The organism is Achromobacter sp. CSND-B12, from assembly GCF_052906545.1.
Map to the genome: position 1 here is coordinate 2,269,937 of NZ_JBREGJ010000001.1, position 18,486 is coordinate 2,288,422.

The 18,486-nt window shown below is 68.9% G+C and carries 17 protein-coding genes; 8 read left to right on the top strand and 9 right to left on the bottom strand.

The features are described 5' to 3' along the window. Window positions 1-7: 7 nt before the first annotated feature. Window positions 8-904 carry a LysR family transcriptional regulator gene (locus tag ACUTAG_RS10540; protein WP_020926253.1) on the bottom strand — a complete coding sequence of 299 codons (897 nt, stop codon included), beginning with the start codon at window positions 902-904 and terminating at the stop codon, window positions 8-10. A gap of 144 nt (window positions 905-1,048) precedes the next feature. On the opposite strand from ACUTAG_RS10540, the gene ACUTAG_RS10545 reads away from it, so the two are divergent. From ACUTAG_RS10545 to ACUTAG_RS10580, 8 genes are all read left to right on the top strand, one after another. Next, the gene (locus ACUTAG_RS10545) at window positions 1,049-1,912 is read left to right on the top strand and encodes an EamA family transporter (RefSeq protein ID WP_020926252.1); all 864 of its coding nucleotides are present in this window, start codon (window positions 1,049-1,051) and stop codon (window positions 1,910-1,912) included. Between the two features lie 131 nt (window positions 1,913-2,043). Further along, entirely contained in the window at window positions 2,044-2,730 is a 687-nt protein-coding gene (locus tag ACUTAG_RS10550; protein ID WP_148317225.1) for an alpha/beta hydrolase, read from the top strand. 311 nt (window positions 2,731-3,041) lie between these two features. Beyond that, window positions 3,042-4,478, top strand: coding sequence for a cytochrome ubiquinol oxidase subunit I (locus tag ACUTAG_RS10555; protein ID WP_054437871.1), 1,437 nt, complete (start codon window positions 3,042-3,044; stop codon window positions 4,476-4,478). A 4-nt stretch (window positions 4,479-4,482) separates the two neighbouring features. Next, window positions 4,483-5,490, top strand: a complete 1,008-nt coding sequence (gene cydB / locus ACUTAG_RS10560) for a cytochrome d ubiquinol oxidase subunit II (protein ID WP_026384779.1) — start codon at window positions 4,483-4,485, stop codon at window positions 5,488-5,490. Continuing rightward, window positions 5,490-5,630, top strand: coding sequence for a DUF2474 family protein (locus ACUTAG_RS10565; RefSeq protein WP_020926249.1), 141 nt, complete (start codon window positions 5,490-5,492; stop codon window positions 5,628-5,630). The genes cydB and ACUTAG_RS10565 overlap by 1 nt, the downstream gene beginning before the upstream one ends. A gap of 25 nt (window positions 5,631-5,655) precedes the next feature. Continuing rightward, a complete protein-coding gene (locus tag ACUTAG_RS10570; RefSeq protein ID WP_148317227.1) occupies window positions 5,656-7,065 on the top strand; it encodes an aminotransferase-like domain-containing protein in 1,410 nt (469 codons plus the stop codon). Between the two features lie 103 nt (window positions 7,066-7,168). Further along, complete coding sequence (locus tag ACUTAG_RS10575) at window positions 7,169-7,888, top strand: hypothetical protein (protein WP_047991917.1); 720 nt, start codon at window positions 7,169-7,171, stop codon at window positions 7,886-7,888. 54 nt (window positions 7,889-7,942) lie between these two features. Then, window positions 7,943-8,419: a hypothetical protein gene (locus tag ACUTAG_RS10580; RefSeq protein WP_107316099.1), complete on the top strand. Its 477-nt coding sequence runs from the start codon at window positions 7,943-7,945 to the stop codon at window positions 8,417-8,419. A 39-nt stretch (window positions 8,420-8,458) separates the two neighbouring features. Here ACUTAG_RS10580 and ACUTAG_RS10585 read toward each other — a convergent pair whose 3' ends face one another. The 8 genes from ACUTAG_RS10585 to ACUTAG_RS10620 form a co-directional block, all read right to left on the bottom strand. Continuing rightward, window positions 8,459-9,436: a Bug family tripartite tricarboxylate transporter substrate binding protein gene (locus ACUTAG_RS10585; RefSeq protein WP_107316098.1), complete on the bottom strand. Its 978-nt coding sequence runs from the start codon at window positions 9,434-9,436 to the stop codon at window positions 8,459-8,461. A 90-nt stretch (window positions 9,437-9,526) separates the two neighbouring features. Continuing rightward, window positions 9,527-10,732: a tricarballylate utilization 4Fe-4S protein TcuB gene (gene tcuB, locus ACUTAG_RS10590; protein ID WP_107316097.1), complete on the bottom strand. Its 1,206-nt coding sequence runs from the start codon at window positions 10,730-10,732 to the stop codon at window positions 9,527-9,529. Next, window positions 10,719-12,152 carry an FAD-dependent tricarballylate dehydrogenase TcuA gene (gene tcuA / locus ACUTAG_RS10595; RefSeq protein WP_026384773.1) on the bottom strand — a complete coding sequence of 478 codons (1,434 nt, stop codon included), beginning with the start codon at window positions 12,150-12,152 and terminating at the stop codon, window positions 10,719-10,721. The genes tcuB and tcuA overlap by 14 nt, the downstream gene beginning before the upstream one ends. A gap of 145 nt (window positions 12,153-12,297) precedes the next feature. Beyond that, the gene (locus ACUTAG_RS10600) at window positions 12,298-13,224 is read right to left on the bottom strand and encodes a LysR family transcriptional regulator (protein WP_006385811.1); all 927 of its coding nucleotides are present in this window, start codon (window positions 13,222-13,224) and stop codon (window positions 12,298-12,300) included. A gap of 120 nt (window positions 13,225-13,344) precedes the next feature. Further along, window positions 13,345-14,244 carry a c-type cytochrome gene (locus tag ACUTAG_RS10605; protein ID WP_026384772.1) on the bottom strand — a complete coding sequence of 300 codons (900 nt, stop codon included), beginning with the start codon at window positions 14,242-14,244 and terminating at the stop codon, window positions 13,345-13,347. Then, a complete protein-coding gene (locus tag ACUTAG_RS10610) occupies window positions 14,237-15,589 on the bottom strand; it encodes a c-type cytochrome (protein WP_047991922.1) in 1,353 nt (450 codons plus the stop codon). Before ACUTAG_RS10610 ends, ACUTAG_RS10605 begins: the two co-directional genes overlap by 8 nt. Window positions 15,590-15,844: 255 nt before the next feature. Continuing rightward, window positions 15,845-16,543: a glutathione S-transferase N-terminal domain-containing protein gene (locus ACUTAG_RS10615; protein WP_054484748.1), complete on the bottom strand. Its 699-nt coding sequence runs from the start codon at window positions 16,541-16,543 to the stop codon at window positions 15,845-15,847. A 232-nt stretch (window positions 16,544-16,775) separates the two neighbouring features. After that, the gene (locus tag ACUTAG_RS10620) at window positions 16,776-18,449 is read right to left on the bottom strand and encodes an HAL/PAL/TAL family ammonia-lyase (protein WP_148317502.1); all 1,674 of its coding nucleotides are present in this window, start codon (window positions 18,447-18,449) and stop codon (window positions 16,776-16,778) included. Between the last annotated feature and the right edge of the window lie 37 nt (window positions 18,450-18,486).

The following is an 18,486-nucleotide window of genomic DNA, read 5'->3' on the forward strand; positions in this document are numbered from 1 at the left end:
CGGCGGTTCAGGCCGCCGGCGGCGCCAGTTCCTCGACCAGGAAGTCCACCAGCGCCCGCACTTTCGCCACCATGTGGCGCCGCGACGGATACACCACGTACACGTCCGTCTCCACCGGCGTCCAATCCGTCAGCACCTGGCGCAAGGCGCCGATCTCCAGGTCGGCCTGCACGTAGACCCGCGGCACCAGGCTCACGCCCAGGCCGGCGCGCAACGCGTCGCGCACCGCCAGGCTGGAATTGACCTTGTAGCGCCCGCGCACCTGCACGCGTTCGACCTGGCCGGCGCGCTGGAAGGTCCATTCGTCGGCATGCCCCGACAGGGTGAAGCGCACGCATTCCAGGCGCCGCAGGTCGGCGGGCGCCTGTGGCTCGCCATGTTGGCGCAGGTAGGCCGGCGCGCCGCACAGCACATGCTCCAGCGTCATCAGCTTGCGCGCCACCAGGCTGGATTCCTCCAGCCTGTCGCTGCCGCGGATGGCCACGTCGAAGCCTTCCCGGATCAGGTCGATGCGGCGATCCTCCAGGTGCAGGTCCAGCGACAGGCGCGGATGGCGCGCCAGGAATCGCGGCATGGCGGTCGCCAGCAGCGTCAGGCTCAGCGACATGGGCGCGCTGACTCGCAGCGTGCCAGTGGGTTCCTGCTGCAGCGGCCCCATCGACATGTCGGCATCGTGCAGGTCATCGAGGATGCGCGCGACCTGCTCGTAGTACTGCCGCCCCGCCTCGGTCAGGCTCATGCGGCGGGTGGTGCGGTTCAGCAGGCGCACCGCCACGTGCGCCTCCAGTTCGGCGATGTTCTTGCTGACGGCGGCGGGCGACAGTCCAAGCTGGCGCGAGGCCGCGGCGAAGCCGCCTTGCTCGACCACCTGGCGAAAGACCTTGAGCGCGGTGAGGTGGTCCATGGACGGGCCCGTTTATTGTTTACCAGCAGTGAATGATGTCGCCATCAGAATGGATATTATCGTATCGGCGCTAATCAATTAGCCTGTCGGTTTCGAAGTCGTCGGCCGGCCATCGTGGCGACCGACGGCCACCAGGAACCCGCAATGAGCCGCAGCACCGACCTGCTTCTGACTGCCACCGCCCCCGCCATCTGGGGCAGCACCTACGTCGTCACCACTCTGATGCTGCCGCAGGGCTATCCCCTGACCGTGGCGATGCTGCGCGCCCTGCCGGCCGGCCTCCTGCTGCTGCTGGCGGTACGCCAGATCCCGCACGGCATCTGGTGGCTGCGCAGCGCGATCCTGGGCGCGCTGAACTTCTCCATCTTCTGGGCGCTGCTGTTCGTGGCCGCCTACCGCCTGCCGGGCGGCGTGGCGGCGACGCTGGGCGCGATCCAGCCGCTCATCGTGATCCTGCTGGCGCGCGCCCTGCTGGGTACGCCCGTGCGCGGCCTGGCGGTGCTGGCGGCGCTGGCCGGCATCGGCGGCGTGGCGCTGCTGGTGCTGGGCCCCAAGGCGGCGCTGGATCCGGTGGGCGTGGCCGCAGGCCTGGCCAGCGCCGCGTCGATGGCGCTGGGCACCGTGCTGAGCCGCCGCTGGCAGCCGCCGGTGTCGGCGCTGGCCTTCACCTCCTGGCAATTGACCGCCGGCGGCGCGCTGCTCCTGCCCGTCGCCTTGCTGGCCGAGCCGGCGCTGCCGCCGGTGACCACGCTGAATGTGTTGGGCATTGCCTATCTGGGGCTCATCGGCGCGGCGCTGACCTACGTGATCTGGTTCCGCGGGCTGGCGCGGCTGGAGCCCGCGGTGGTGTCGTCGCTCGGATTCCTGAGCCCGGTGTCGGCCGTTCTGCTGGGCTGGGCCTTGCTCGACCAGCGCCTGAGCGCGGCGCAAATGGCGGGGATGGTGATCGTGGTGGGCAGCGTGTGGCTGAGCCAGCGGGTGCAGCGGCGGGCGCTGGCAACGCCCTGACCATACGCTCAACGCCTGCCAGCCTCACAATCGACATAGTGGTATCCATCGATAACAAACGCGCGAAATCCCGTGACGGGGCGCCCCGCGCCGTAGCATGATCGTGGCTCCTCTACTTCGGGAGATCCACCATGGGCAGCACACCGACCATCATTCTGGCGCATGGATTCTGGGGCGGCGCCGCCCACTGGAGCCGGGTCATCCTGGCCCTGGCCAAACTGGGACACAAGGATCTGCACGCGGTGGAACTGCCGCTCACCTCGCTGGCCGACGACGCCGAACGCACCCGCAAGATGGTTGCGCAACAGGCTGGCCCGGTGCTGCTGGTGGGCCACTCCTACGGCGGCGCGGTCATCTCCGAAGCGGGCAACCAGCCCAACGTGACCGGGCTGGTCTACATTGCCGCGTTCGCGCCCGATGCCGGCGAAAGCCCTGGCGGCATCACCGAACAGCATCCGCCCGTCGCGGCACCCAACCTGGCGCCCGACAGCGATGGCTATCTATGGCTGCGCGCCGATAAATTCCACGAGAGCTTCTGCCAGGACCTGGATGCCGACGACGCGCTGGTCATGGCGGTGACGCAGAAGGCGCCGCTGGCCAGCACCTTTGCCGACCAGGTCAGCGACCCCGCCTGGCGCCACAAGCCGTCGTGGTATCAGTTGTCCACCGAGGACCGCATGATCGCCCCGGCGAACCAGGAAAGGATGTCGGCCCGGATGCAGCCGCGCAAGGTGCTGAAGCTGGACGCCAGCCACGCGTCGCTGGCCTCCCGTGCACAGGAGGTCGCGGCGCTGATCGACAAGGCCGCGCGCGCCTGAACCCGGCCGGGGCCGGCATCCCCCCTTGCCCCGCCATGACGGCAGGATCAGGCAGCACAGCGCTTTCGCTGTGCTGCTTTTTTTGTAACGACGGGATCTGGCCCTTTTCCTGCGAAGAGCCAGTTTTCCCTATGGCGAGAGGCATGCCGCTTGCGGAAGGCCGGCAAACTGATCCGCTTTTTCCTGACGTTTCTGAATCTGTACTGCGCAGCGCCACCGGCCTATCTTGGCGCTACAGGCATCGGCCTGTCCGCGCGCGCCGCCCGGTGGCGGCAGGATCGCGCGGGCCTTGAAGTCAGGAATCACCCGCCATGGATAGCGACGCGCTACTGCTTGCCCGAATACAGTTCGGATTCACCATTTCCTTTCACATCATCTTTCCGGCCATCACCATCGGCCTGGCCAGCTACCTGGCCGTGCTCGAAGGCTGCTGGCTGCGCACCCGCAACACCGTCTACCGCGACCTCTACCACTTCTGGACCAAGATCTTCGCCGTCAATTTCGGCATGGGCGTGGTATCCGGCCTGGTGATGGCGTACCAGTTCGGCACCAACTGGAGCTTCTTCTCCGATTTCGCCGGCAGTGTCACCGGACCCCTGCTGGCCTACGAAGTGCTGACCGCATTCTTTCTTGAAGCGGGCTTTCTCGGCGTGATGCTGTTCGGCTGGTCGCGCGTGGGCCCGGGGCTGCACTTCTTCTCGACCATCATGGTGGCGCTGGGCACGCTGGTATCGGCCACCTGGATCCTGGCGTCCAACAGCTGGATGCAGACTCCCGCGGGCTACGAGATCCTGGACGGCCGGGTGGTGCCGACCGACTGGCTGGCGGTGATCTTCAACCCCTCGTTCCCCTACCGCCTGGCGCACATGGGCATCGCCGCGTTCCTGGCCACCGCGCTGATGGTGGGCGCGTCCGGCGCCTGGCACCTGCTGCGCGGCGACCGCAGCCCGGCGGTGAAAAAGATGTTCGCGATGGCGATGGCCATGCTGGCGATCTCGGCGCCGCTGCAGGCGGTGGTGGGCGATTTCCACGGCCTGAACACGCTCAAGCACCAGCCCGCCAAGATCGCCGCGATCGAAGGCCATTGGGAAAACGAGCCGGGCGCGGGCGTGCCGTTGACGCTGTTCGGCATCCCCGACATGGAACGCGAAGAGACCCGCTACGCGCTCAACGTGCCGCGCCTGGGCAGCCTGATCCTCACGCACAGCTGGGACGGCCAGTTCCCCGGACTGAAGTCGTATCCGCCCGAGGATCGGCCCAACGCCACCGTGGTGTTCTGGTCGTTCCGCGTGATGGCGGGGCTGGGCATGCTGATGATCCTGCTGGCCGGCTGGGCGCTGTGGGCGCGCTGGCGCGGCCGCCTGTACCAGTCGCGCGCGCTGCAACGCTTCGCGCTGTGGATGGGGCCCTCCGGCCTGGTGGCGATCCTGGCCGGCTGGTACGTGACCGAGATCGGCCGCCAGCCATGGATCGTCTACGGCGTGATGCGCACGGCCGACGCCGCCACCCGCCACGGCCTGGGCGAATTGACGCTGACGCTGGCGCTGTTCGTGGTGGTGTACCTGTTCGTGTTCGGCGCGGGCGTGTCGTACATGCTGCGCCTGATCCGCATGGGCCCGACCCCGGCGCCCGGCCATGCGCCGCTGTCCGGCGGCCCGGGCGAACCGCGCCAGCCGTCGCGGCCGCTGTCGGCCGCCTCCACCTCGGCGGACGCCCCGTCCGCGCAACCTGGATTCAAAGGAGCCTGACACCATGGGCATCGACCTTGCACTGATATGGGCCGTCATCATCCTGTTCGGCGTGATGATGTACGTGGTGATGGACGGCTTCGACCTGGGCATCGGCATCCTCTTTCCGCTGGTCGGCGACGCCGAGGAACGCGACGCCATGGTCAACACCGTGGCGCCCGTGTGGGACGGCAACGAGACCTGGCTGGTGCTGGGCGGCGCGGGGCTGCTGGCCGCGTTTCCGCTGGCCTACTCGGTGATCCTGAGCGCACTGCACCTGCCGCTGGTGTTCATGCTGCTGGGGCTGATCTTCCGCGGCGTGGCCTTCGAGTTCCGCTTCAAGGCCGACCCGCGCCACCGCCCGCTGTGGGACCGCGCCTTCGTGCTGGGCTCGCTCTGCGCCACCTTCTTCCAGGGCGTGACGCTGGGCGCCTACATCGAAGGCATCCCGGTGGTCGAGCGCGCCTACCAGGGCGGACCGTGGGACTGGATCAGCCCGTTCTCGCTGTTCACCGGCGCGGGCCTGGTGGTGGCGTATGCGCTGCTGGGCTGCACCTGGCTCATCATGAAGACCGAAGGCCGCCTGCATCGCCACATGTGCGCGCTGGCGCGGCCGCTGACGCTGGCGCTGTTGGCCGTGATCGCCGCGATCAGCGTGTGGACGCCGCTGGCGCAGCCGCATATCGCGCAGCGCTGGTTCAGCCTGCCCAACATGTTCTGGTTCCTGCCGGTGCCGCTGCTGGTGGCGGCCGCCGGTATCGACCTGATGCGGCGCGTGCGCGGCAAGCCGGACGCCGGGCCGTTCGTGCTGGCGCTGTGCCTGGTGTTCCTGGGCTACAGCGGCCTGGGCATCAGCATCTGGCCCGCCGTGATTCCGCCGGACGTGTCGATCTGGACCGCGGCCGCGCCGCCGCAGAGCCTGGGCTTCGCGCTGGTCGGCGCGCTCGCCATCATTCCGATTATCCTGATGTACACCGCCTGGTCCTACTACGTGTTCCGCGGCAAGGTGCGCACCGGCGAGGCGTTTCACTGATGGCCGCGCCGAGCTCCCTGCCCTCCTGGCGCAGCCGGCTGCTGTGGCTGCTGTTGATCTGGGCCGGCGGCGTGGCGTCGCTGGGCCTGGCCGCCGGCGCGTTGCGGCTGGTGATGCGCGCCCTCGGCATGTCAACCTGAAACGCCGTCTTCTCCGGATCCCCTCATGAAACGCTACGAACGGCTGACCGAAGAGATCACCGCCTCGATCCTGTCAGGGCTGCTGCAGGCGGGCGACCGCCTGCCCTCGGTGCGCCAGACCAGCGCCAGCCGCGGCGTCAGTCCGTCGACGGTGTTCAAGGCCTACTACCTGCTGGAAGCGCGTGGGCTGATCCGCGCGCGCGACCGTTCCGGCTACTACGTGCTGCGCGCCTCGCAGGCCAGCCTGCCCGAGCCCGAAGATCTGTCCAGCGCCGCCGCCGGCCGCCATCCGGTGGACGTCAGCGACAACGTGCTGCAGGTGCTCAACGCCACCCTGCGGCGCGACATGCTGCCGTTCGGTTCGGCGTTTCCCAGCCCGTCGCTGCTGCCGTACGGCAGGCTGGCGAAATTCATGGCCGCCACCGTGCAGCAGCTGGACCCCTGGGGTTCCATCGACGACCTCAGCCCTGGCGACGCCGCCCTGCGCCGCGCCATCGCCCTGCGCTACCTGGCCGACGGCCTGACGGTGCCGGTGGACGACATCATCATCACCAACGGCGCGCTCGATGCGCTCAACCTGTGCCTGAGCGCGGTCACGCGGCCCGGCGACGCCGTGATCGTGGAATCGCCCACCTTCTACGCCGCCTTGCAGTCGCTCGAACGCAACCAGCTGCACGCGATCGAAGTGGCGACGCATCCGCGCGAGGGTATCGACCTGCAGGCGCTGGAGCGGGCCATCCAGCAACACCAGCCGCGCGCCTGCTGGCTGATGACGACCTTCCAGAACCCGCTGGGCAGCCTGATGCCCGAGGCCAAGAAAGAAGCCTTGGTCGAGCTGCTGACGCGCTATGGCGTCGCGCTGATCGAGGACGACGTGTACGGCGAACTGTACTTCGGCGCCAATCGGCCGCGGCCCGCCAAGGCCTTCGATCGCGAGGGCGTGGTGATGCACTGCTCGTCCTTCTCGAAGACGCTGGCGCCAGGCTACCGGGTCGGCTGGGTCGCGGCCGGACGCTACACCCGCGCCATCATGCGCAACAAGCTCACCACCAGCCTGGCCACCGCCGCGCCGACGCAGGCGGCGATTGCCGCCTACCTGTCGCAGGGCGGCTACGACCGCCACCTGCGCCAGTTCCGCCAGACGCTGGCCTTGCAGCAGGGCGAGATGCTGCAGGCGGTGGCGCGCTACTTCCCCAAGGGCACGCGCGCCACGCGGCCGCTCGGCGGCTACTTCACCTGGGTCGAGCTGCCCGCGCGCATCGACACCCTGCGACTGCATCGCGCGGCGCTCGACCACGGCATCAGCATCGCGCCCGGGCCGCTGTTCTCGTCCTCCGGCGCGTTCGGCAACTATCTGCGGCTGAACTGCGGACATCCCTGGAGCGACGCGATGGAACAGGGCATGGCGACGCTGGGCAAGCTGATGACGACATGAAATCCGCAATATTGATACAGATGGAAACCCCGCCCCGCCGGACATCGCCTTAGAGTGCCAAGCCTTCAAATTCCAGAACGGTGCCGCGTCGCGGCCGGTTTCCATGACGGCTTCATTTCCCCGTATTCTGCCGCGCTACGCGCTGGGTTGCTACCTGGGCGCGGCGGCGCTGCTGTATCTGTTCTCCGCGCAATTGCTGGCGGCCATTGACATCTGGCTGCTGCCGCGCCGCCTGCTGGTCGAGATGCTGCGCTATCGCGCCATGTGGCTGGTCTTCTTCCTGACCTTGCCGACCGTGGGCTACCTGCTGTGGCGGGGTTCGGACCTGGTCGCGTGGTGGCGCGCGCCCGCCGCGCTGACGCTGGACGAGCGGGCGCTGCGCCTGGGCCCCCTGGCGGTACCCTATGCCGACATCGCCTCGATGCGCCATCGCCACAATCGCGACCATCTGCTGCTCACGCTGGCCGACGGCCGACGCCTGCGGCTGCGCCTGGCCATATGGGACGACGCCGATGCGCTGCTGGACCTGCTGGAGGCGCGCGTAGGCGGCAATCTCGAAGCCGATGCCAGGCGCCGCATCGATGCCGGCGCCACCGTCGCCTTCGGCGCCGTGGGCATGAACGCCGCCGGCCTGGTGCACAAGGGGCGGCAGATCCCGTGGGCAAGCATCGACACCATCCGCACCCAATCCGATAGCGAAGGCATGGAAACCGACGAGACGCTGATCGTCGTCGCGCGCGGCAAGACCCACCGGATCGACCGCTCCGGCATCGACAACGAGCCGGTGCTGTTGGCCTGCCTGCGGCACTACCTGCCTGCCTGACTCCGAAATCCCGCCCGCGTGGCGGCCCCCTCATCCTTTGCACGCAACCCGAACATGGAAATCTACAGCTCCGCCTCGCACCAAGCCCAGACCCTGACCGATCGCCCCGTGTACTACTCCCGCAACCGCCTCATCGCCGGCGCCGTCATCTGGACGGTGGCCGCGGTGGCGTTCGGCGTGCTGGCCGCGCGTGCCCGCGCAAACATCGGCGGGATGGCGTTCTTCGCCGCCATCGCCGCCATCGGCGTCTGGCTGGTGATCCGCTGCCTGCTGCGCGCCTTCGGCCCCGCCAAGCCCGTCATTACCTTCACCCGCGACGGCCTGCGGCTGACGGACGGCGCGGTGATTCCCTGGCAGGCGGTCAACGAGAACACCTACGTCAACCAGACCTACGTCGGCATTCCGATCGGCCGCCAGATCCAGCTGAAGACCTCGCTGCCGGACCGCAAGCGCGTGCTGATCCCGGCCATGGCGCTGGAGATCGGCGGCGACGAATACCTGGCCCTGTGCGACGCCTACCAGGCGGGTTGAACGGCCATCGCCGATGCGCGGCGCGCATCGGCAACGCACTCAGTTCGCGGTGGCGCCAGAGTCCTTCACGGCCCGCGCCCAGGCCGCGATCTCCCTGTCGATGAACGCGCCGAAGGCGCCCGTGTGCAGGGTCGATGCCTGGGCCCCTTCCTCCATCAGGCGCTGCTTGACCTCCGGCGCCGCCAAGGCCCCGCCCAAGGCTTCATTCAACCGCGCCACCACCGCGTCCGGCGTCCCGGCCGGCGCCACCACCCCATGCCACGACAGGGCCTGGAAGCCCGCCAGGCCCGACTCCGCCATCGTGGGAATGTCGGGCAAGGCGGGTGAACGCTGCGGCGAGGTCACCGCCAGCGCGCGCAAGGTGCCGGCCTTGACGTGCGGCAGCACGCCCGGAATGGTGGTGAACATGAAGTCGATCTGGCCGCCGATCAGGTCGGTGATGGCAGGGCTGCCCCCCTTGTACGGCACGTGCGTGAACTGCAAGGCCGCCGCCCGCTTGAACATCTCGCCGGCCAGGTGGCCGGGCGTGCCCGCCCCCGCGGAACCCATGTTGATGCGATCGCCCTGCGTCTTGATGTAGGCGATCAGCTCCGGCACGCTGGCCGCCTTCACGTTGGGGCCGACCACCAGCACATTGGGCACGGTCGCCAGCAACGTGACCGGCTTGAAATCCCTGACCGCGTCATACGAAATGCGCGAGTACAGCGACGGGTTGATGCCATGGGTGCTGGCGGTCGCCAGCAGCAGCATGTAGCCGTCGGGCGCGGCCGAAGCCACCTGCTTGGCGGCGATGGTGCCGTTGGCGCCGCCCTTGTTGTCGATCACGATGGTCTGGCCGAGCGACCTGGCGGCTTCGGCCGCCACCGTGCGCGCCAGGATGTCGGAAGTGCCGCCGGCCGAATGCGGCACGACTAGCGTGATGGGCTTGGCGGGAAAGGTCTGCGCCTGCGCGGCCGGCAGGGCCGGCAGCAGACAGGCGGCGGCGAATGCCGCGCGGGCAAGGCGATGAGGGAACATGCAAGTCTCCTGAAGGATATTGGAATCGCGGCGCCTTCGAGGGCGCCGTCATGCGCGCATACCGCCACGGGACCGCGGCGGCGGCGCGGCTCAGTCGGCGCCCAACTTCAGCTTGTCGGGCTGGCGCCTCTCGATCGCCCACTTCAGCAACGCGGCCGAGCGATAGATACCGTGTGCGAACTTGCCATAGGGCAAGGTCAGGAACAGCGCCATCACCACGCCCAGGTGTACCGCCAGCAGCAGGGCCATGGCGCCGGTGTCGCGGCCGGCCAGCAGCGCCAGGCCGGTGGCGCTGGTCAGCAGCAGCAAGGCGATGAAGCCGCGGTCCATCGGTTTTTGCGCCGCGTCGCCCTGCAGCGGATGGCGCCGCAGGTTCAACCACAGCAGGCCCGCCGGCCCGATCAGCAGGCCGATGCCGCCCGCCGTGCCCAGCAGCACCGGCGCGCTCCAGAACGGATATGGCGCTTGTTCGCCCAGCAGGTAGTGGTAGAGCGTGGCCACGCAGGTGGCGGCAAAGCACAGCATGAAGCCGTAGAACGTGAAGTGGTGAAAGCGCCTGCGCCACAGCGTGAAGGCATCGTCGGCGTTGTTGCAGCCCTTGCCATGGCCGCCATCCAGGTAGCGCAGGCGCAGCGCGTCGTGCGCGGCCTCGGCCACGGCCGCGCCGCTGGCCGTGCCCGGGCTGACGTCGCGCCAGAAGCGCGCCGCGCCGATGGCCAGGGCCATCATGGCGAAGCCGAACACCGCGCCGAACATCAGCGCCAGCGTGTTGTGGGGGAACACCGCGTAGAAATTGCCGGCCATCGGCGCGTGCAACAGCCCACCCGCCTGCATCACCGTCAACGCCAGGAACAGCGCCAGCCCCGCGGCCGTGGCCAGCGACAGCGCCAGCCCGTTGCGCTGGTACAGTTTGCCCAGCGCCGCTGGAAACGCGTACTCGGTATAAGTCTGCAATCGCACCTTGGCCATGGCCTGCGGCACGTTCACCGCGAACTCGTGCGGCGGCGCGTACTGGCAGGCGTGCAGGCAGGCGCCGCAGTTGTGGCACAGGTTGGCCAGGTAGTTCAGGTCAGCCTTGCCAAACTCCAGGCGCCGGGTCATGGCCGGAAAGACGGCGCAGAAGCCTTCGCAGTAGCGACAGGCGTTGCAGATCTGCATGACGCGCGCCACTTCGGTTTCCTGCGGACTGAGCGCGGCCGCGCCGCGTCCATGCCAGCGCACCGGCCGTTCATCCATGGCCGGCGCAGTCCGCGCTAACGATTGAGCCTCGCGGGCCAGGGTTTCAAGCTGCCGCATGCTGTGCTCCGTTGCGGTGGGTGCCGGGGGTACGATGCATGCGCTGCGCGGCTGCCGCGGCGCGGGTGCCGGCGATGCGGCCGAAGGCGGTGCCGATGGACATGCCCACCCCCGCCGTGTAGCCCTTGCCCAGCACGTTGCCGGCCATCATCTCGCCGGCCACGAACAGGTTGTCGCTAGGCACGCCGTTGAAACGAACGGCGGCGGTATCGTCCACCTTCAGCCCCAGGTAGGTGAAGGTAATGCCCGGCCGCAGCGCGTAACCGTAGAACGGCGCGGTGTCGATGGGCCGGGCCCAGTGGGTCTTGGCGGGCGCCAGGCCCTCGGTGCGGCAGTCGTCCAGCGTCGTGTGGTCGAAGGTGCCGGTTCTACAGGCCTGGTTGTATTCGCGGATGGTGTGCTCGAGCGCCACCGGGTCCAGTCCCAGCCGCCGCCCCAGTTCCGCCACGGAATCTGCGGTAACGCCGGGGAACACCGGCGGCATGAAACGGCCCACAGCCTTGGCGTCGATGATGGAGTAGGCGATCTGCCCGGGCTGCATGGCCGTCAGGCGACCCCAGATGGCGTAGCGCTTGGGCCAGAAGTCCTCGCCCTCGTCGTAGAAGCGTTGCGCGTCGCGGTTGACCACCACGCCCAGCGAGACGCAGTCGATGCGGGTGCAGATGCCGCCGTCGTACAGCGGCGCGCGCGCGTCGATGGCCACGCAGTGCGACTGCGACGGATCGCCGATGCGGTCGGCGCCGGCGTCCAGCATGAACTTGAGCAGCACGCCCTGGTTGTAGCGGGTGCCGCGGATGAGGAAGTTGTCGGCCGGCCATTCGCCGCGCTCGTTGCGGCCCCAGGCCTCGCGCAGCCATTCGCGGTTGGACTCGAAGCCGCCGGCCGCCAGCACACAGGCGCGCGCCTCGATGCGCTCGGCGCCGATGCGGGCGGCCTTGAAGCGGCCGTTCTCCAGTTCCAGCGCGTCCACCGGCGCGTCGTAGCGGATGTCCACGCCCAGGGCCTCGGCGCTGCGGTAATAGGCATTGACCAACGCCTTGCCGCCGCCCATGAAGAAGGCGTTGGTGCGGGCCACGTGCAGCGCGCCCGACAGCGGCGGCTGGAAATTGACGCCATGGCGCCGCATCCAGTCGCGACAGGTGGCGGACTCGCGGATCACCAGCCGCGCCAGTTTCTCGTCGGTCTGGCCGCCGGTGACCTTGAGCAGGTCCTGCCAGTATTCCTCTTCCGGATAGGCGTCCACCAGCACGTCCTGCGGCGCGTCGTGCATGCAGCGCAGGTTGCGTGTGTGCTGCGAATTGCCGCCGCGCCATGCGCGCGGCGCGGCCTCCAGCAGCAACACGCTGGCGCCCGCCTCGCGCGCCATCAAGGCCGCGCACAGCGCCGCATTGCCTCCGCCTATCACCAATACATCGACCATGTCATCGTTCCCGGATCAAGGAACGGACTGTAGGCCGGCGCCGCGCGCCGCGATATCAGCGCGCCGTCAACGGGTATTCATGATTCGTGAAGAGCGGTATGCCGGCTGCGCGCGGCATTGCTCACGGGCGGCAAGCGACGCCCGTTCACGACTCATGCAGCGCGGTAACGGCCCATTTGCCGTCTCGCGCCAACCTGCGCGAGACGTCGGCCAGCACCAGGCGCGCAGCCAGCGCCGCCGGCGACAGTTCGTCGTCCGACAGGCTGGCCAGCAGATTGGGCCGGAACAGGTCGGCCTCGTCGATCCGCGCCATCGCCAACTGGCCCGGCGCGATGCGCGCGGTGGCCGAGCTGGGCTGGATGGTGGCGGCGTAACCCAGCTGCACCACGTCCATCAGCAGCGCCAGGCCATCGACCTCGGCCACCACCCGGGGCACGTGGCCCGCCTGCTGGAACGCCAGGTTGACCGAGGCGCGCAGCCCGTGGCGGCCGCCGGGCAGCACCAGCGGCAGGCCGGCGATCTCGTCCAGGCGTGTGGTGGGGCCGGCGGGCAGTCCCGGCATGTCGCGCCGGGCGCATAGAAAGAGGGGTTCGTCCAGCAGCGGCGTAACGCTCCAGCGGCGCGCCGCCTCGGCATGGAACACGATGGCCAGGTCGAGCTGGCGGCCGTTGAGCATGTCGGCCAGGTGGCCCGACAATGCCTCCACCAGATGCAGGCGGATATCGGGATAGCGCTGGTTCATGGCCTGCACGAACGGCGCGCCCAGGATGGCCGCGGTGGTGGATGGCAGGCCGACGCTGACGTGGCCGGCCAGGCGCGCCTGCTGCGCGGCCTGGATCGCGTCGTCGGCATGGCGCAGCGCCAACTGGGCCTGGCGGAAGAACGCCAGCCCGGCGTCGGTGGGCACCACGCCGCTGGCGCTGCGTTGCAGCAGCCGCGTGGCCAGTTCGCCTTCGAGCCGGCTGATCTGCTGGCTGAGCGCGGACGTCACCATGCCCAGCGACATGGCCGCGCGGCCGATGCTGCCGGCTTCGACGACGCGAACGAAATAACGAAGCTGGCGCAGTTCCATGGGGGGCCGGGGACGATCACGAGGGAAGACCCGCCGATTGTAGGGCGTGGAGCGCGCCATCGCCCGGCCCGGATCCGGGCCGCCCCGGACGGGACAGGCCCGCGCGTCCGGCCTGGTTGCTCAATAGCGCGCGTCCTTGGGCTTTTTGCCGTCCGGCCAGTCCTTGTCCTTGGGCGGGAAATCCGGCCGCGGCATGTGCGTGAAGTACTCGGCCACGTCCACCGCGTCCTGGTCCGACAGCACCTTGCCCTCGCCCCAGTTGCCATGGGTGTTCACGCCCATCGGCATGCTGTTGCGGATGAAGGCGGCTGCCTTGTAGGTGCGCGCCAGGCCGGCGCCGATATTGAATGATTCGTCGCCCCACAACGGCGGGAACACGATATTGCCGGCGCGGTCGCGCTTGCCTTCGCCGTTGGCGCCGTGGCAGGCGGCGCACTGCGCGGCATACAGGCCCTTGCCCCGCTCCGGGTTGGGAACCAGCTTGGTGTCGATGGGCCAGGCGTTCTTGATCTGCACCTGCGCCCCATGCGGCACATCCTGGGCCAGCCACTTCATGTAGGCCAGCATCGCCAGCATTTCCGGCGATTCCTTGTCCAGCGGCTTGCCGTTCATCGAGCGTTGGAAACAGCCGTTGATGCGGTCCGCCAGCGACACGACCCGGCCCGAGCGCGGATTGAACTGCGGGAACGAGTTGACCGAGTTGATGTACGGCGCGCCCAGCGGCTTCTTGCCCTGCTGCACATGGCAGCTGCTGCAATTGAGGCTGGCGCCCGTGTTGTTCGGCAACAGGCGGCGGGTTTCGTTGAGCAGGCGCTGGCCGTAGCGGATCTGTTCGGCGTTGGGTTCCTTGTCGATCGAGGTGTCGGACGGGATGGTGTAGTCGGGCAGCCGCTTGCCGTCCTTGTCGAGCACCGCGAAGGTCTTGGCCTCGCCGGCCGGCGCCGGCGGCGCCGCCAGCGCGGCCATGCCGCCCCCGGCCATCAGCGCCACCGTGGCGGCGATTTTGTACAGCTTATTCATGCTTGCCTCCCGACACGATGTTCGGCTTCTTGCTGGCCAGGAAACCACGGATATGCGCGACCTCATCGCTGGCGATCGGCGGCGCCTGGTTGGTCCAGGCCGTGCGGATGAAGTTGATGACGTCGGTGATGTCCTGGTCGCTCAGGTGGTTGAAGCGCGGCATGGCGAAAGCCATGGAATCGCGGTCGCTTTCGGGCATCTTGCCGCCTTCCAGCGTGATCTGGATGATGGACTGGGGGTTCTGCGCGAAGATCGCCGAGTTGCCCGCCAGCGCCGGGAAGATGCGCGGCATGCCCTGGCCGTCGGCGCGATGGCAGATGACGCAATGCTCCATGTAGATCACCGCGCCGCGCGAGTCGTAGCGGCCAGCCAGCAGGGACGCCGTGGTGTTGTCCGCCTTGGCGGGGAACACCGGCGCCTTGCCCGGCACCGGCGGCAGTTGCTTCAGGTAGGCGGCGATGCTGGCCAGGTCGTCGTCGGTGAAATAACGCGTGCTGTGCTCGACCACGTCGGCCATGGCGCCGAACACCGCGACCCTGTCGGTGCGGCCGGTCTTCAGGAACAGGGCGATGTCGTCCGCGCTCCAGGAGGCCAGGCCGCGGGCTTCGCCGCGCAGGCTCTTGGCGCGCCAGCCGTCGATCACGGCGCCGGAAAGGAAGGCGTCGCCGTCCGCCATGGACAGCGCCTTTTCCTGGTAGGCCAGGCCGCGCGGCGTGTGGCAGGCGCCGCAATGGCCCGGACCTTCCACCAGGTACGCGCCGCGCCGGACCTGCTCGTCCGCGCCCGCCGGCGCGGCGAAGTCGCGCTTGCCGGCGAACACCAGCTGCCACCAGGCCATGGGCCAGCGCATGTTCAACGGCCACGGAATGGTGGAGTCGGCGCTAGGCTTGTCCACGGGCTCGACTTGCGACATGAAATACGCGTAGAGCGCCTGGATGTCCGCGTCGGGCATGATGGCGTACGACGGGTACGGCATGGCGGGGTACAGCGTCGCACCGTCCTTGCGAATGCCGTATTGCACCGCGTTCTTGAAGTCGGCGTAGCTGTAGGCGCCGATGCCGGTGCGCTTGTCGGGCGTGATGTTGGACGAATAGATGGTGCCCACCGGCGTCTGCATCGCCAGGCCGCCCGAGAAGGGTTTGTCGCCTGGCGCGCTGTGACAGGCGACACAGTCGGCGGTGCGCGCGATATAGGCGCCGGCTTCGGCCAGCCGGCGGTCCTGTGGATCGACGACGACGGTGCTGTCCGTCTTGCGGATGGCGGTCAACAGGTGGGCGCCGCCGATACCGCCGCCCAGGCCCGCCAGCGCCAGCAGCGCCACCGCCTTGATCCCGAAGTGCTTCATTCCATCCCTCCGTTGCTGCCGGCCAGCGCGCACGTCGGGGTGTTCGTACTGCGTGGTCCAGCTTATGGAGGCAGCTTACGCTTTTTGGTAATAAGCATATGACCGAAAAGAATGAAAGTATCGGCGTTGTTTGATGCGGCGCAAACCGGCCCGATCCCTCAGACTAATTAACGGGGGAACGATCTCCTGAATGCGCGGATCGGGCCGCTCCGGCGGGCCGCGATGAGCCGCCGGACCGGCACCAATTGGGGGCCGTCAGGCCGGGATCGTCAGGCCCTTCACCACGGCGGGACGCGCCACGAAGGTTTCCAGCACCCGGGCCACGTTCCTGAACTGCGGAAAGTCGACCAGGTCGCCCGCGCCGTAGAAGCCGATAAGGTTGCGCACCCACGGCAGGATGGCGATATCGGCAATGGTGTATTGCTCGCCCATGACCCAGTCGCGCCCATCCAGGCGCTTGTCCAGCACGCCCAGCAGGCGCTTGGATTCGGCCACGTAGCGGTCGCGCGGGCGCTTGTCCTCGTAGTCCTTGCCGGCGAACTTGTGGAAAAAGCCCAGCTGGCCGAACATCGGGCCGATGCCGCCCATCTGGAACATCACCCACTGCAGCGTTTCGAAGCGGCCAGCGGTGTCGGCGGGGATGAGCTGGCCGGTCTTGCTGGCCAGGTAGACCAGGATGGCGCCGGACTCGAACAGCGCCAGCGGCTTGCCGTCCGGGCCGTTGGGATCGAGGATCGCGGGAATCTTGTTGTTCGGGCTGAGCGACAGGAACTCCGGGGTGAACTGGTCCTGCGAATCGAAACTGACCCGGTGCGGCTCATAGGGCAGGCCCAGCTCTTCCAGCAGGATCGACACCTTGACGCCGTTGGGCGTGGGCAGCGAATACAGCTGGATGCGGTCGGGATGCCGGGCGGGCCATTTCCGGGTGATGGCGAACGAGTCTAGGGAGGACATGCGGGGGGCTCCTGGAGATCCGGTGGCGGTAAGGGATGACGATTGTGACAGGCGCGGCGCCTGGCTGGCGCCCCGCGCGCGTCGGGCAAATGTAGCGCAAATCGCCCGCCGCAAAGCGCCTCCAGGCCACCGCGCGGGCGGTGGCGGCGCAACGCACTGTTCCACGGGAAAAACCGCGCGCACGCCCGGGGGCATTTCCGCCGGGCGCGAGCCGATTTCCGCTGACCGCCGCTCAGCGCGCCGTATCGGCGCGCGCCCAGGCCGACTCGCCGCCACGCGCCTGGCGCAGAAAGGCCGTGGCGGTGATGACATCGGTATCATTGCGCCGGTCTTCGGCCATGTAAGGCACCTGTTTGCGGAAATCCCGCCACAGGCTGGCGGTGCCCTGGCCCAGCGCGGCGGCCGGCCCCTGTGGATAGCGCAGGTCGACCGCCTGGGCGCCGTGCATCAGTTCAACCGCCAGCAGCCGCGTCAGCGCGACGATCTGGCCCCTCACACGCAGCCCGGTCAGCGACGCGTTGGTGCCGACGTCCTCGATGTTGCCGGCCTGCGGCTGCACATCGGTCACGACCGGTCCGGCCAGGGCGCGCACGTCCGCCGCCAGCGAGGACACCGTCTTCTGGATCGGGCCATAGCCGATGGCGCCATTGCCCGGGCTGAGAAAGCGCGGCAGCCGCGTGAAGCCCGGGTCCGTCAGGCGCAGGGTGCGTTGCGCCGACAACTGAGCCACCTGCGACAGGGCGACGGCGGTGCCTTGCAGCGGCAGCACCCAGGCGCTGGGGTCGAAACCCGCGCTGGGCATCACCGCCCCGCGCACCGGTCCGTCGGTCACGTAGTACTGCGTTTCGTAGTCCGATGCGTCGGCCGCTGGCGCGGCGTCCAGCACCACGGTGGGATTGTCATCCGAACTGTTGATCTGCAATTGCAATTGGCGATCCAGCAACGCCAACAGGTCGCGCGCCGCGCCATGCACCTGGCTCACGGTGCGAAAGCTCAGCGGATCCTGCAGCGGCCGCTGCGCATCGCGCCGCCACAGCGCGCTGCCACGCAGCAGGCCCAGCATGCGTTCGGCGGTCTGGCGCTGGCCGGCGTAGGGCCGTTGCGCCTGGGCCGGCGGCAACAACGGCGCCAGGTTGCCGTCCAGGCCTTCCAGCGACAAGGCCGCCACGGCGTCGGCCTGCGCCAGCAGCGCGCGCGCATCGTGCGCGGCCAGCACCGCCAGCGCGGCGCCGTAGGCGTTGGAGCTGACCATCGCCAGCGCGTCCTTGCCGAACGGGCGCACCGGCGCCAGGCCGGCCTCGCGCAAGGCCTGCGCGGCACTCATGCGCTGGCCGCCACGCGAGGCTTCGCCCTCGCCCATCATCACCAGGCCGATCTGCGGCAGGATGGTGATGTCGGCCTGGCCGACCGAGCCCTCGCCCAGCATCACCGGCGTCACGTCGCGGTTCAGGAAGGCGGCGTATTGCTCAAGCACGGCCGGCTGCATGCCCGAACCGCCGAACAGCGCGGTGTTCAGGCGGATCAGCATGGCGGCGCGGGTCACGTCGCGCGGCGCCTCGGCGCCATAGGCCGCGCTGTGCGAATGCAGCAGGTTGCGGTTGAACTGTTCGGACAGGCGCCGCACCTCGGGCGAGATCTCGCCGCCCTGGAAGATGGTCTGGTCCTTGTTCAGGCCAACGCCCCGGTTCAGGCCATAGACCGGCTTGTCCAGGCGCGCGTAGGCCAGCAGCAGGTCGTAGGCGCGCACCGCGCGCTGGGCAGCGGCCGGCGCGATGGCGACGGCGCAATCCTGCCGCGCCACCGCCAGCACCTGCGCCGCGGTCAGCGATTTGCCGTCCAGCGTCACGCTGCAATCGGCTGCCGCCTGCGCGGCCGCGCCCAGCAGCAGCGACGCCAGCAGCGCCATCCGGCCGCACGCGCGCGCCGCGCGTCGGTGGGTATCA

Excerpts from the sequence above, each read along its gene's own strand:
- ACUTAG_RS10545 (WP_020926252.1), top strand. The coding sequence starts at position 1,049 with ATGAGCCGCAGCACCGACCTGCTTCTGACTGCCACCGCCCCCGCCATC.
- ACUTAG_RS10615 (WP_054484748.1), bottom strand. The coding sequence starts at position 16,543 with ATGTCCTCCCTAGACTCGTTCGCCATCACCCGGAAATGGCCCGCCCGG.
- tcuA (WP_026384773.1), bottom strand. The coding sequence starts at position 12,152 with ATGGTCGATGTATTGGTGATAGGCGGAGGCAATGCGGCGCTGTGCGCG.
- ACUTAG_RS10540 (WP_020926253.1), bottom strand. The coding sequence starts at position 904 with ATGGACCACCTCACCGCGCTCAAGGTCTTTCGCCAGGTGGTCGAGCAA.
- ACUTAG_RS10555 (WP_054437871.1), top strand. The coding sequence starts at position 3,042 with ATGGATAGCGACGCGCTACTGCTTGCCCGAATACAGTTCGGATTCACC.
- ACUTAG_RS10580 (WP_107316099.1), top strand. The coding sequence starts at position 7,943 with ATGGAAATCTACAGCTCCGCCTCGCACCAAGCCCAGACCCTGACCGAT.
- ACUTAG_RS10605 (WP_026384772.1), bottom strand. The coding sequence starts at position 14,244 with ATGAATAAGCTGTACAAAATCGCCGCCACGGTGGCGCTGATGGCCGGG.
- ACUTAG_RS10610 (WP_047991922.1), bottom strand. The coding sequence starts at position 15,589 with ATGAAGCACTTCGGGATCAAGGCGGTGGCGCTGCTGGCGCTGGCGGGC.
- ACUTAG_RS10570 (WP_148317227.1), top strand. The coding sequence starts at position 5,656 with ATGAAACGCTACGAACGGCTGACCGAAGAGATCACCGCCTCGATCCTG.
- cydB (WP_026384779.1), top strand. The coding sequence starts at position 4,483 with ATGGGCATCGACCTTGCACTGATATGGGCCGTCATCATCCTGTTCGGC.
- ACUTAG_RS10600 (WP_006385811.1), bottom strand. The coding sequence starts at position 13,224 with ATGGAACTGCGCCAGCTTCGTTATTTCGTTCGCGTCGTCGAAGCCGGC.
- ACUTAG_RS10585 (WP_107316098.1), bottom strand. The coding sequence starts at position 9,436 with ATGTTCCCTCATCGCCTTGCCCGCGCGGCATTCGCCGCCGCCTGTCTG.
- tcuB (WP_107316097.1), bottom strand. The coding sequence starts at position 10,732 with ATGCGGCAGCTTGAAACCCTGGCCCGCGAGGCTCAATCGTTAGCGCGG.
- ACUTAG_RS10565 (WP_020926249.1), top strand. The coding sequence starts at position 5,490 with ATGGCCGCGCCGAGCTCCCTGCCCTCCTGGCGCAGCCGGCTGCTGTGG.
- ACUTAG_RS10550 (WP_148317225.1), top strand. The coding sequence starts at position 2,044 with ATGGGCAGCACACCGACCATCATTCTGGCGCATGGATTCTGGGGCGGC.
- ACUTAG_RS10620 (WP_148317502.1), bottom strand. The coding sequence starts at position 18,449 with ATGGCGCTGCTGGCGTCGCTGCTGCTGGGCGCGGCCGCGCAGGCGGCA.
- ACUTAG_RS10575 (WP_047991917.1), top strand. The coding sequence starts at position 7,169 with ATGACGGCTTCATTTCCCCGTATTCTGCCGCGCTACGCGCTGGGTTGC.